Source organism: Saccharolobus solfataricus, from assembly GCF_900079115.1.
GTDB lineage: Archaea > Thermoproteota > Thermoprotei_A > Sulfolobales > Sulfolobaceae > Saccharolobus > Saccharolobus solfataricus.
Map to the genome: position 1 here is coordinate 98,036 of NZ_LT549890.1, position 13,795 is coordinate 111,830.

Genomic DNA, 13,795 nt, shown 5'->3' on the forward strand with positions numbered 1-13,795 from the left:
CTTTGCTAGATAAAGGTTAAGATAACGTTTCCGAATAGTAATACTATTATTAGGTTCATTAGAGCTAAAACAAGTAATGGAAAATTAAAAACGGTAAATCGGGATACCTTAGCATAAATTATACTAAGTGCCATTGTATACAACACGATAATTAGATCTAAGTTGCCAACTGCCCTAATCTTACTCATTATCCCTAGTGCAAAATAGAATACAATAGGTGTTATAGTAGCTAGAATGCTGAATAGACGAAGATTTTGTAATACTTTTTTTCGCAAAGAAGTATAATTATAGAGAATTAAGGATAAATCTTTGAAAGTATAGGTGTCTGCAAAACCTTTTTTGTCAATATTTTCTATGAGTTCTAAGATAGCATTCACAATCCAGATATTAGTTCTTACATTAGATATCGCTTCGTTTTTCCTGATCTTTGCAGCGAGTTCTCCTAAGAACATCCTAAAGTGCGTATTATCTACGTTAAGTTTCAATATTGCACTTTTTATACTATAACCTATTTTTAAATAATCTGCAATATCTGATAATATATATGGTAAATTATTCAAGATTGCGTCAGCAACTGATATTTTACGATAGATAAAGAAGGAGAACATTATAAATATCGAATAAAATACTAAGATTTCATACTCTAGGCTAAGGTGAAAGAGGAACACGAGTATAAAGGGAATAGGTAATATGTAGAGCGAGTTTTTAACCTCTTTTATATCGATTTTTATATCATATCCTATATTAGGCTGTATAAGTGAAATATAAAAGAAAATGATAGGGAATAGCAAAAGAGGAAATATAAGTTCGAAAATATTTATGGATGAGGAAATATACTGAAATGCTAATAAAATCATCGGAGTAATAAGAAATAGCATGAACAAAATCTCAACTAATTCATTTACTTTTTCAACATAACCTTGAAAATTTGAATTCAAGCCATCAATAGTTTCATTTAAAAGGTCTTTCAATCTCTCGGGCATTGAAATACCTATTGACTCACCACTTGTGTATACCGTATAAATCTTACCTAAGAAGTCTCCTCTATGAGCCTTGGCTCTGCTTTCCATTGCCGAAAAAGATGATTTTCCTAAAACTTCGACCTCTTTAACAAGCAACATGGCCTCTCTTCTCAAACCTTTAAAAACCTTAGAATTCCTTATTTCTTCAAACGTTTTATATAGATTTCTTCCTAAAAGGCTATTAACATAAGCGAATAGTAAGAAAACGGGCATCTCGTTTTCTATAAGCTTTCTTTGTTCATCCTTTCTAATTTGAGTAATAAGTATAGGAAAGAAATAAATAAAAACATTCATTATATTTAACAGTAAAAAATATGGACTAATTTTCAAATATAAGATAATAGAGATACTAGATATTAGCGGCATTAAAAACAACATCACAATATATTCTTTACGGAGTCTTTCCATATCATCACCATAATATTTGATATTTTCATTTATTCTTGTATTCATTAATTCAAATAAATTCATTTTTTTAAATAGCTTTAGTTTCAACTTTATCACCTTGACTTATTTTCTTTAAATAAACACTGAACTCTTCTAGATCTAAAATATTATTACTCACAAAATTATTAAGAGTTTTAACTCTATTACTAATCTCCTTGGTTATTTCTGAAATTGGTATTTCATATGTCTTTGATATATAACTGATCCTATAGGACCTTTTAATTAAATCATCAATATTGTTAGGCATGAATGTGTTAGAGGAAAAAGACCATCTTAATACTGGCCTAAATCTTAGTTTACCTCTAGTATAGACTATTTCATAAATCGACCTTATTATACGCCTTATATTTCCATTACGATCCCTTAGCGTTCCTAAAACTATAATACCCCACAGATTTTGTAAAAATAATTTAGCAACATCCTTATTTAGAAGGCTAAGCAATCTAGTCAATGCTTCATGTGGATTTCCTGCATGAAATGTAGCCAACGAGCCATGCCCAGAAGCAGATGCATGAACTAGTGCCTCTATTTCCTTACCCCGAATCTCCCCTATAACTAGATAATCCGGTCTATATCTTAATGATAGTTTAGCTAAATCCATTAACGATACTTCAAATTGAGAGGAAATTGATTGTCTGGCAAAAAACCTTATCCAGTTATCATGAATTATGTTTATTTCTGGAGTATCCTCTATGGTAATTACCTTAAAGAAAGGATTAATCATACTTAGAATTGAATTAAGTAAAGTAGTCTTTCCAGATCCTGTAGAACCTATGATCAAAAAGAACGGCTTATAATCTAATAAAAACCAAATATAGGCTAACATTAGCGAACTTATCGATTCGTTTTTAATCAGTGATATAGGACTTATTGGCTTTAGTGGGAATTTCCTTATATCAAATGTGGAACCAGGTAATGAAACCTCACGAGATACTGTAGCTGCAACTCTATGACCCTCAGGCAGGGAAAATTCAAGGTATGGTTTAGCAATACTAACCGGTTTATCTGCCTTATTAGCGAGTTTTTCAATAACCTTTAGTACGTGATCTTCTTGCTCCAAGATTATATTAGTATATAATCTCGGGAATCTTGTAACAATCCTATGAACTACAGTGACAGGGTATGAGAATCCTTTACATTCTATTTCTTCAACATAAGGGTCAGCTAAGGGTACAGTTAACTCGTCATAACCTATTCTTTTTCTCAAATAATAAATTATTTTTTCGATAATCCCTTGATCACTAATACCCTTATTTTTCAGTATCTTAACTACTGTCTCTTCTATATTAGGTACACTAGGAGTAGAGTAGATATATTCTAATATAGAATTGAGTATCTCAATTTCATTCTGATCTAGGTTAGGTTCATTTACTTTATAATAACCTATCCCATTTTCCTCATATATGATGACTTTAGCATTTAGAACAGAATACTCTTGGAGAATATTCATGATACCATTGTTCAGAAAAAATATACTCACACAATACCGAAATTACTTAAAACTTCTTTTATAGCCTTTGCTTCACTTAAAGCCATCAAGATTGATAACTTAATAGTATCAACAAATTCGTATTGAGACTCATATGTGAAACCATGCGTATAGGCCCTAATTTTTATTGAATTGTATATAGGTTCTATCGGAAAAGTAATCTGAGTCTCTTCTTTAGATATACCCCTAAATGAGTGAGGCCCATAAAATATTTCAAAAGGAATATTAGTTTCCATATCTAATTTTACTGTTATCTGATTCTCTTTCAACTCAGCATTAACTGACTTGATGGGGTTTTTAATACCGATCACTAAGTACTCTCTAGCATAATTAGCATTATCTTTAACAATCCTAACCAAATTATATCCTTCTCTTACAACAATCTTTTCACCGTCAACTTCTATTTTTTCACCTTCTTTTCCAAACAGTATTCCTTTGTATTCTAAAGGATATTCGAATAACTGTTTCCACTCAAAAATCCCATTTTTTATTACGACAATTTCTTTCTTAACGCTATTATTTATAATAGTAATCTTATTTTGATTTAAAGTAGTCTCTTTTCTTACTATTTTTATTGGTGCTAAAAATTCTAATGACGCAATTAGTCGATCATCAACATGAGCGTAAACATTCACTGGAACATCTAAAAGCTTTAAATTGTTAATACTTAATGGTATTTTCAGTAATTTCTTACCACTATTTTCTCTAGCAAGAAACTTGAATGTCTGATTTAAAGCTTCGATGGTAAAGGTTATTTGAGATCTGGTCGGAATAGAATATTTAATATTAAAAATTAATAATGCATTCTTATCTGGACTTGTAATTAAATTTCCCCCTTCATCTGCTGCAAGTATCTTTGCACTCGAGAATTCGATTTTTGGAAGTTGAGAGGTATAAGGAATAGCATCTAGAAAAGAGAAGAATATATTTCCAGCAGAAATTTCGAGAGAATTTTTACGATATTCGAAAGGCTCTATTATCACGATTTTCTTTTTATCTTCAACTACCTTAATATCTATCATCTTACCATTTTTTATACTAAAATTATGGAAATAATTTTCATCGACTTGTAATATAATTGGGCTTTGAACACTATTATTTACATTTATAATTTTAATCGGCCTGTAGTTCTCCTCCAACTTAGCTAAACCAACAGTTCCGTCATTAGAAAATAGATAAATCCTTTTAGAGTCGAAATTGAAAGAATTCACATCGTCAAATGTAGACAACTTACTAAAATTACTGTCAAAAATGTAAAGCTTGCCTTTTTTTAGAACTCCAAAAAAGTTTCTATTGGAGTTAACAAATAACTCTGAATCTATATTTCTCTCGATCTCCCTCCAACCAGTATTATAGTACTGCTTTAAGCTTTCGCCACATAAAATTAGTAATCCTCCAGAAAACTCTCCAATTAGATATGATTCGTCAACACATATTCCAATATTTCCCTTCTTAGAAGAGACTATTAACCCATCACTTGACCTATATATAATACCATAAGACTGAATAAAACCTAGATAATCGCCTTTAAAATTAAAATATGATATATTACCCTCTCTGTCGATAACCTTAGTACCACTATCATATATTACAGAAATAAAAGACCTTGAAAGATAAATCCTCTCTCCACGATCTATATTTAATTGTTTGTTTCCCAATATTATGATTAGGTTGCGCTTTCCCACCAAGATTTTTCTATCTAGATAAGATAAGTATTTCTCATACTCCTCTCCGTTTAAGTTATATTTTCTTCCCTTAAGATATATTGGGTAAATTTCACTATCATTATACATAATATAGTCTACTACATACTCATCTTCATCCTTTCTGATTATCGTTTCCTTACCATCCTCAATCATAACAACAATATTACCTTTTCTGAAAATCCATTTGTCATCGCTTATCTTAATCCCAAACTCGCTAATATTAACAGAGGGCTGGCGCAAAACATTACATTTCAATTGGACAGAATTCTCGTTCTTTGATTCAAGCCAGCAGTTGAGGTTAGGAATAAAATTTAAACCTAATTTCTGATATAGTATAAAATCTGGAATTGTCATACATTCTTTAATCATTTTATAAAAAGACGGAGTGTAATGTGAATTTATAATTTAGTTAAATTCAAGGTTGATATAAAGAATCCCTCAGTGGAATCAATATGAGGGAAGGTTCTGTTAGATCTCTTCCCTGACTTGAATAAGGAATAGCCAGATTGATAATTAGAAAATGGTTTTTCAGCTATTTCATAATAATCTTCTATTACTTTTTCACCCTCCTCTGGAAACAATGAACATACCGCATACACAAGTTTGTTGGACTTAATCTTTAAAGCCTCATTTAGTAGGGATTTTTGTAATTTAGTGAATTTCTCTATTTTCTCGCCATTACGTAATTTCAATAAAATTGAAGGATCGTTATTTATCATTCCAGAGGAAGAACACGGCGCGTCTAATAGTATCTTGTCTGATTTTATGATGCTATTTTTTGTTGAATCTTGATATATTATGTGAACCTTACGCAAATCTACTCCACATCGTTTTAGCAAATTATACTCTTTCGATAACCTCTTTAAGTCAACATCGGCTAGGAAAGTTTCAGCCCTATTTTCTGTTAGCATCATATATAGAGAAGCTTTAATTCCAGGTGCTGAAGAGAGATCAACTAATTTTTCACTAATCTCCGGCTTAAGTGCTTCTACCACTATAGAACTAGCTTTATCATGAAGTATCAATTTAAAGTCTTTTACTATACTTAAAGAAGATAGTCTTACTGAAGATCTATTTATCTTGATCATATAATAAAAATCCTTATCGGGCTCAAACTCTATATTTTGACTCTCTAACATTCTATAAACTTTATCAATATCAGTCTTAAGCAAGTTTATACGTGCCCATATCCATCTTTCAGTTAATTTTCTTTTAAGAGCGTTAACATCTAATAATGTAAACAATTTATCCTCCATCCATTTAGGAAATTTAATTTCAATATTTTCCCTATTTTTAAGCCAATATCTTACCTTTGCCGACCTTTTGCTTTGAGGTAGTGCATAATACGATAATATTAGTCTTTTACTATATTCATATAAAAGGTTAGAATCTATCTTCCTTGGCTTATTATGCAGATATGCTCGTTTAAATGCTATCGCTAAAGGATAATTCTTCTGTTCTACGTAATATAACACAGTAGACAAAAACTTTACTATGTCCTTCAACTTAAGTGTATTACAATCTTTAACTTCTAATATTCTTATCGTTGACTAGGCATAAGGTAATATTAGGACTCACATAAGATTACTCTATATTAGATTTAACCGATAATTAAATATGAAAGACACATTACTCATATATGTAACACTAGTCTTATTGTTGATATCAGTTGCTTCAATAAAGATTAGTAATGAAGTATTACAATATGCATTAACTGTTAACTCAATTTTCATTGCAGCTGCAATGTTCGTATTAATTAGAAAAACTAGAAACTTTCATAGAATTTGAGGTGAGATTGAACTCCTACATAAACCTCTTTTTAAACAGAGTTGGAAAAAACATTCTATCGCTTGTCTTCCTTTAAGACCTAACTCTTTACTATAGTGTGAGATTCTTCCCCTTGACTCTTGTAGAGACGCTGCCTCTCTAATAACTACCTTGACTTTAGATAGGGTTTGCTCATCTAGACGTAAAGAACCAATTAGGCTTATAACTAAAGGAAGATCGCCACAATTTTTTCTCCAAAGTTCGTCCAAAGAAATGTCATAATCCTCATAACTTATTAATACATCAGCATCATTACATACTTCACTTCTAACTATCTCTAATGGATTTTTATAATTTGTAAGTGTTTTAAATAAATAATACTCCGTTGAGTTGGAACTATTGATACACAATTTAGAAAATCTACTATTTATAATCTTTAATCCAATTTTATTAGCTACAAATGCACCATTACTTATAAATCTTATATTTTCATAAAAAAGTGTTAAAGGTAAAGGTATAAAAGCCAAATCTAATTCTTTAAGTTTAAATTTCAATTCATCTTCCTTAACACGTATCAGATTAAACTCAATATTTCTATTAGTTTCATTATTCAATAAGGGGGCTATAATTTCTAACTCCTTCTCTTTCACATATCCTAGACTTAACCTCACATATTAGAATTTCTTATGAACCTTTATTTTAACTTATCTTTTAAAAGGGAACAATAAGATTATACTAAGCTAGAATGGAAGCCAAAAAAATCCTGATCGTAGGTGCCGGATACGCAGGACTTAACGCCTACTATGAACTAGGTAAACATCTAGATAAAACACTGATAGCCGATAAAGCTCAATTTATATTTTACACTGCGTATCTCCAAAAACTCATCTTCAATAAAAGTATTCAATATGCGACCAATATAAAACCAACAATTATAAATAAGGTAAAGGAAATTGATTTAGAAAGAAAAATAGTGAAAATCGAAAATGGCACAGAAATTCAAGGGCACAAATTAATCCTAGCTTTAGGCTGTAAAAGGGAATCACAATTAGATATCATAAGAAAGATAATAGAAAAGGATAGAGTAAGTATAAGTGTAGAAAACTATCTAGATGAGTATCTGGGTATTCAACTAGCTTTTTATCTGAGAAAGTTAAACAAAGAAGTCTCATACTATGGCCCAGTCTTAAAATGGTTAGGGGAAAAAGTAAGTAGTAAAGTTCTTGAATTCTTAGAGAAGAATGGAATAAGACTTTCAGAAAAATCTGATGATATTATTCCTGCTTGTGAACCTAATGAAGTAATTGGAGATTTCCTACCTGTAAATGATAAATTAGAATACAAGAATGGTGTCTTTGTAATCGGAGATATGATAAAGAATTACCCAAAATTAGGGGAATTGGCAATGAGAGAAGGTGTATATGTAGGTAGATTATTATCTAAAAAGATTAATGAAAGCTTTAGGCCTATTTTTATCAATATTATTGATACTGGCAAAGGAGAGGCCATACATATAAGGTCGAATATTTTGTGGAATGGAAATTTTGAAAGTGTTAAAGTATCAAAAATAAGAGTAATAATGAAAAGGTTTATTGAAAGGTATTATATTATCAGAAAGGGAAAAATGGGTGTGCTTTACAAATTATAGGATATCCAGGGACCCTGGGGGGAAATATCAAGGGGTTCCTCTCATCTGTCCTAAGGTCCCTGGATACCTCTACTTTATTTTTTGTATTAGGGGGTTTTAACTTTTTCCTAAAATGGAATACCTAGGATGACATCTATGTCAACCCCTAAGCCTAACACAATAGACGAGTATATATTATAATAAAATGCTCTACCAAAATCATTTTTCTGTGATGCTAAATAATACGCATATGCCATTATGAGACCATGAAGAACCGTTGCAAATATGGCTATTGGACCTAATCCATAGTAAAAGTCACCCAGAAGATCTAGCACTACGGAGAATAATTGGTTAAGTCCGGCAAATGTTAGGGCCCATCTTCCTAACACCACAGCAAAACTGTGTAAGCCCATCTTTTTGTCGAATTCAGCATCAGGTATATGATTATAGAGATCGAAACCCACAGCCCACAAAATTGTCCCAATTACAAAAAACCATGGAACTCTCAAGAGGATTTGATCTAAAGAATTATAGTACAAACCCAATACAGCCACTGCACCACTAAATACGGCTAATCCTTGGATTGATGCCAAATGATAATTAGCAAAAGCAGTATATCTTTTCATATAGGGGTATGACATTATTATTAACGCTACAATAGGAGCTAGAATGAACGCCCAGATATTAACAAAATATGAAGTAATAAAGAATAAAATCAAGGAAGCGACGATCATAGTCCTTGCTTCCCTTATTTTAATTGCACCAGTTACTAAAGGCCTATTTTTAGTTCTAGGATTCTTAGCATCTATCTCTATATCTGCTAAATTATCATTAGTCATTCCAGCAGTTCTTAAAAAGAATAAAGCCAAAAAAATCAATATTAACGTTGGAATTGGTGGAATTCCTTTAATCGCAACAAAAGCGCCTAAATAGGCCATAGGCAAACTAAAGAAAGTTTGCTCTATCCTTAAGAATCGCAAAATAATGTAAAGTTTATTTCTTGTGTTCTTGTTTAATCCGCCAGGATCCCAGCTCACACGATATAATTGTCTACAGCTGTTTTTAATGTCTTCTTTAATTGTAGATAATAATCAAGCCCATCTACTAATGCCATAACCGAAGCTTCAACTACACTCTTAGATACTCCTTCAGTTCTCCAATTCATTTTATTATCAGTAAATTCTATGGTAACTCTAACAACGCTTTCAGTATTCTTAATCTCACTAGGCAATATTACCCTATAATCTATTAGCTTAACTTCACCTATTTCTGGATATACTCTCTGAAGTGCCATTCTTAATGCTCTATCTATCGCATTAACTGGACCTACGCCCTCAGCAACTTCAAGCTGAGAATTAACTTTAACAATCCCTATAGAAAGACCATTATTTTCATTTATTACCTTCCAATATTCTAGATTTATATAGTTCTTATAAATGTTCAACTCCTTTAATGTTATTAGTATTGCGGAAGCCGGTCCAACATCAAAACTATATCCTCTAGCCTCTAGTTCCTTAATCTTATTTAAAGCCTTTTTAAGCCTTTCATCTTTCTTATCAACCGCTATTCCTAAGCCTTGTAAATATGAGACCAGATTAGCAGTTCCAGACAATTCTGAAATTACAAACTTCCTATCGTTACCCACTAATGAAGGATCAACGTGTTCATATGCTCTAGGTACCTTCATTACAGCATCTACATGAACACCAGCTTTGTGCGCAAAAGCATTATCACCAACATAAGGTTGGTAAGGATTAGGAGGTAATCCTAATATTTCATATACTATCCTTGAAACCTCTCTCAATTTCCTTAAACTCTCTTGACCATTTAATGCATTTAATCCCATTTTTAATATTAGCGTTGGTATTATCTGTATTAGGTCAGCATTGCCAGTTCTCTCGCCAATCCCGTTGATTGTTCCTTGAACATGTCTAGCTCCCGCCTTTATAGCCATTAGAGAGTTAGCAACTGCACATCCTATGTCATTATGAGCGTGAATTCCTAACTTAACCTGTAGAACTTCCCTAACTTTCTTGGTTATCTCATAAACCTCAAACGGTGGAGTTCCACCATTTGTATCAGCTAAAGCAATTACATCTGCCCCAGCGGACTCTGCAGTTTTTACTACCTCTAGTGCATATTCCGGATCCTCTTTAAAGCCTTGATAGAAGTGCTCTGCATCAAATATTACCTTAAGTCCATGCGATTTCAAATAATTAATACTATCATATACTATATCTAAATTGTCTTGTTTAGTTACCTTAAGGACTTCGGTAGCATGCAGTGACCAAGACTTACCAAATATCACAGCAACGTCCACATCCGCTTTCACTATACTATTTAAGCTAATATCTTCCTTTACACTAACATCCTTTCTTTTGGTACTCCCAAAAGCAGCTATTTTAGCCTTAGATAGTCTGTATTTCTTTATCTCTCTAAAGAACTCCTCATCCTTAGGGTTAGATCCTGGCCATCCCCCTTCGATATAGTCTACTCCAAGCTCATCTAAGAGTAATGCTATCTTAATCTTATCATTTAGAGTAAAAGATATATTTGCTCCTTGTGAACCATCTCTTAATGTTGTATCTAGAACCTCAACAGATTTCTTGGACACCGAACATAGGTGAAAAATAATGGGGAGGTTTAAAAGCTTTAATGATAATAATAGAAAATCATATTTCATTTTTAGTGCCATAATGCTAATAATCTTTTTAATAGCATTGACCCTTTTGTTAGAAATCCCAAACTATTTTCCAAATTATAAATATATTAGCCTTGTTTACAAAAGCAATCTCAAAAACGTGGAAATATCACCCAATTTGGGTATAAATATCGCAAACGTCACTATAAATGATTTTAATAATACGTTAATAGCATTTACTACAAACACTTCTACAACTAATATTTCAGTCATAAATGAATTTGGCAAGACCATTATTAACCAGCAAGGGTACATAGGAATAAAATTGCAAAATGGCTCTTACAAGGTATTTCTGATAAATACTGGACGGAATACTGCATATTTAACCTTTGATTACGGTGTGTTTAACTATAATATAGTTTCTTCATTTTACTCATCTCTAGGTTTACTTAAAGTAATCTATGAAATTATCATGGCAGGAAGCCTAATAATAGGTTTGTATTCGATTATCAGAGGAATAAGTAAAGGAAGTAATATTAGTAAGAGGTTAAGGCTGAGAAAAAAGAACTGATTTAAGCCAAATCAATACATCAGTTATGAAACTAGGTCCCATATGAGCTAAATAGTCACCTTTAGTGAAAATCAGACGCTTATTTAGTAGTTGAAATAGGTCTCTTTTTCGTAAAATCGAATAAAATCTCTCTTTTTCGTAATCTGTAAGCCTTTTTGGTTCATAAATTATAATATCTGGATCTCTCTTTAAGATTTCCTCATCTTTGGGCGTGAAATAGGCTTCGGAAATATCGTCAAAAATATTAGTACTACCTAACAGTGAAATTCCATCACTGATATGAGTTGGAAAACCTACTGTTATAGGTCCACCTAGATCAAGTTCAATATAGACCTTTATCTTTTTCTTATAACACCTAGCTCTAAGTCCATCTATAACGTTATAAAGACTATAATATAATTCTCTAGCTTTTTCATAGACTCCTAAAACGTTTCCAATGAGTAAAACGTTATTTAAAATGCTTGCAATGTTAGTGGGGACTGGTAAGGGATATACGTTAAAACCTAAACCAATTAATTTTCTCGTCAATTCCTTCTGCGCTCCTGCAGTAGTGAATATTATGTCTGGATTGATTTGCTTTAAAATATCGACATTAACGTGAGTATAACTACCTATTTTTAATGTTCTTCTCGCATCTTCCGGTCTATAACTAAAGGCATCTGTGGCCTTAACCTTTTCTCCTAAGCCTAAAAGGAATATTATCTCCGTAGAAGCAGGATCTAGACTAACTATTTTGGTTATTGGCCTTTGAATTTTTATATAATCATCTTGTAATGGATTATAAACTCTTACACTCATTTACCAAAATTAATAGAATACGTCCTATTATGTTTATTTAACTCCAAGGCAAGTTATAACTCCGAATGCTCTTCGCACATCCTTTAGTAAAACCTTAACTTTTAATTCTTTAAGCAATGCCTCACAAGAACTTCTCTCATCAACGTCAGAGCCGTATATAATATTAGAGTAATAGTATTTCGTAATTTGATGTAATTTCTTATCGTTTTTTAATGAAGAAGGAACTACTATATAATCTATTCTATCGTTTAGAATATAAAGTGATTTTAAGGTCATCCTTAAGGAATAAACAAGAACATCTAGGGGAGTAGATTCTAGATACCTTATACCAATGTAAATTCCAGAAGGTATTAAGTATAGTCTATTACTGCTCTTATCTTCCATACTATCAACATTTTCAGAAATTATTAAATCCGCTTTTGTCTTATGGTCAACTAATGAGTATCCATCATATAATATATAATTGCCCTTATAAGAGTCCACGTAGACATTAACCTTTCCTTCAGTTACCAGTTTCTTATTTAGGGAGTTCACAATCTTGCGATCATAGCCATAAATAGAAAACCCATTAAGCCAGCTAAACTCTTCTACACTATATAATCCCTTAACTCCGGTAGATGTTGTTAAGACTAAATTCGCACCTAAGGAGTCAGCTAAAAAACTGGATATTAAGGAACCACCTGAATGTTCTTTTGTCAACGGAATTACAGAACTGCCGTCTGGTACAACGTTTATTATAATTTTATTATGAAACTTTGCAAAATACTTCCTTATGGTATTATTGATAGAATTAACAGAAATTATAATATCAGGGTCATTATAGACGATCCAATATCCAAGTTCACTGAACAATCCCTTTATTTGCTTCACCAGATCTTTATTAACACCGTTAACTAGAATCCTTGATACATACAACGCATATAATTATTTTAAAAACACCTTTTTAATCTTAATTATTAAATTGGAAAGCCTATAATCAGCGACATTATATACCCTGCTAACATAAAAGGAATTACTGGGATACCCCAAGCTACCCATATGTACGTATCTGCTGAAATTTTACCTTCATTGACTAATTTTGAATAAAGCTCTCGCCAATACTTATCGTCTTCCTCTACTGAAAAATAGTCTCTCAACATTATTGAACCATCTTCCTTTACTTCAGTTAAAGGAAATAAAAACTTCGAGTTAATAAAGTCCCTTATCTTGATTCTCTTAGCAGATAATGCCAAAAGAATTTTCTTAGAAAAGGGAAGATTTCTAACATATTTATACTGTTTAACAAAATTTATTAAACTAAATATAAGAATTATTATTGATGAATATAGTACTATAACTAAAGGCTCTAGACCTATAACTAAAAAACGACTAGGAACTAGGGAAATAACCGAAGCGTTGGCAAGACTAAGTATAACGTTTAAAAATAGATCAGCACCACCTAGTAGGGAAAGCTTATACAAAATTAAGAATAGGAGATTCGTAATTATGAACGAGTATAAATATATAGGAAGAAACAAATTGTGAAAACTAAAAATTATAAATAAACAAAGAGGAGAGTAATAAATCCATATTTTTGGATCAACCTCTCTATATTTAAGATCTAGAATAGAAGTATGAATAAGCATTATGATGGAAAGGAAAATTTGGATATAATATATAACGATCACGGCAGGAAGTCCCCCTCATACAATACCCTTCTTCGGGGCTGTCAAGGGACTAGATACCCC

General features: G+C 31.8%; 13 protein-coding genes. 3 read left to right on the forward strand and 10 right to left on the reverse strand.

Translation table 11 applies throughout. The annotated features are described in order from the left end of the window. Window positions 1-5: 5 nt before the first annotated feature. Genes upsF through SSOP1_RS00590 form a run of 4 tightly spaced genes read right to left on the reverse strand, consistent with a single transcriptional unit; the run spans window position 6 to window position 6,169 of the window. A complete protein-coding gene (gene upsF / locus SSOP1_RS00575; protein ID WP_409333406.1) occupies window positions 6-1,493 on the reverse strand; it encodes a membrane pilin protein UpsF in 1,488 nt (495 codons plus the stop codon). A 4-nt stretch (window positions 1,494-1,497) separates the two neighbouring features. Beyond that, window positions 1,498-2,919, reverse strand: a complete 1,422-nt coding sequence (locus SSOP1_RS00580; RefSeq protein ID WP_009988943.1) for a type II/IV secretion system ATPase subunit — start codon at window positions 2,917-2,919, stop codon at window positions 1,498-1,500. Window positions 2,920-2,945: 26 nt separating this feature from the next. Next, the gene (gene upsX / locus SSOP1_RS00585; protein WP_009988944.1) at window positions 2,946-5,018 is read right to left on the reverse strand and encodes a protein UpsX; all 2,073 of its coding nucleotides are present in this window, start codon (window positions 5,016-5,018) and stop codon (window positions 2,946-2,948) included. Window positions 5,019-5,062: 44 nt separating this feature from the next. Next, window positions 5,063-6,169 (reverse strand): RsmB/NOP family class I SAM-dependent RNA methyltransferase, encoded by a 1,107-nt coding sequence (locus SSOP1_RS00590; protein WP_009988945.1) that lies wholly within the window; start codon window positions 6,167-6,169, stop codon window positions 5,063-5,065. Window positions 6,170-6,281: 112 nt separating this feature from the next. On the opposite strand from SSOP1_RS00590, the gene SSOP1_RS17325 reads away from it, so the two are divergent. Next, the gene (locus tag SSOP1_RS17325; RefSeq protein WP_009988947.1) at window positions 6,282-6,452 is read left to right on the forward strand and encodes a hypothetical protein; all 171 of its coding nucleotides are present in this window, start codon (window positions 6,282-6,284) and stop codon (window positions 6,450-6,452) included. Here SSOP1_RS17325 and SSOP1_RS00595 read toward each other — a convergent pair. After that, entirely contained in the window at window positions 6,440-7,102 is a 663-nt protein-coding gene (locus tag SSOP1_RS00595; protein ID WP_009988948.1) for a hypothetical protein, read from the reverse strand. The two genes, SSOP1_RS17325 and SSOP1_RS00595, sit on opposite strands and share 13 nt — an antisense overlap. Window positions 7,103-7,176: 74 nt before the next feature. On the opposite strand from SSOP1_RS00595, the gene SSOP1_RS00600 reads away from it, so the two are divergent. Beyond that, the gene (locus tag SSOP1_RS00600; RefSeq protein ID WP_009988949.1) at window positions 7,177-8,079 is read left to right on the forward strand and encodes an FAD-dependent oxidoreductase; all 903 of its coding nucleotides are present in this window, start codon (window positions 7,177-7,179) and stop codon (window positions 8,077-8,079) included. A 107-nt stretch (window positions 8,080-8,186) separates the two neighbouring features. On the opposite strand, the gene SSOP1_RS00605 is transcribed toward SSOP1_RS00600, so the two are convergent. Further along, the gene (locus SSOP1_RS00605) at window positions 8,187-9,095 is read right to left on the reverse strand and encodes a 4-hydroxybenzoate octaprenyltransferase (RefSeq protein ID WP_009988950.1); all 909 of its coding nucleotides are present in this window, start codon (window positions 9,093-9,095) and stop codon (window positions 8,187-8,189) included. After that, window positions 9,092-10,741 (reverse strand): citramalate synthase, encoded by a 1,650-nt coding sequence (gene cimA / locus SSOP1_RS00610; RefSeq protein ID WP_029552502.1) that lies wholly within the window; start codon window positions 10,739-10,741, stop codon window positions 9,092-9,094. The genes SSOP1_RS00605 and cimA overlap by 4 nt, the downstream gene beginning before the upstream one ends. Between cimA and SSOP1_RS00615 the strand changes: the two genes are divergently transcribed. After that, a complete protein-coding gene (locus SSOP1_RS00615; protein ID WP_009988952.1) occupies window positions 10,692-11,270 on the forward strand; it encodes a hypothetical protein in 579 nt (192 codons plus the stop codon). The genes cimA and SSOP1_RS00615 overlap by 50 nt on opposite strands. Here SSOP1_RS00615 and SSOP1_RS00620 read toward each other — a convergent pair. From SSOP1_RS00620 to SSOP1_RS00630, 3 genes are read right to left on the reverse strand one after another with little or no spacing between them, the layout of a single operon-like run. Beyond that, entirely contained in the window at window positions 11,247-12,068 is an 822-nt protein-coding gene (locus SSOP1_RS00620; RefSeq protein WP_009988954.1) for an ABC transporter substrate-binding protein, read from the reverse strand. The genes SSOP1_RS00615 and SSOP1_RS00620 overlap by 24 nt on opposite strands. A 33-nt stretch (window positions 12,069-12,101) precedes the next feature. Then, on the reverse strand, window positions 12,102-12,983 hold the full coding sequence (locus SSOP1_RS00625) for a cobalt-precorrin 5A hydrolase (RefSeq protein WP_009988956.1): 882 nt from the start codon (window positions 12,981-12,983) through the stop codon (window positions 12,102-12,104). A 41-nt stretch (window positions 12,984-13,024) separates the two neighbouring features. After that, entirely contained in the window at window positions 13,025-13,693 is a 669-nt protein-coding gene (locus SSOP1_RS00630; protein WP_173645071.1) for an A24 family peptidase C-terminal domain-containing protein, read from the reverse strand. Window positions 13,694-13,795 lie beyond the last annotated feature (102 nt).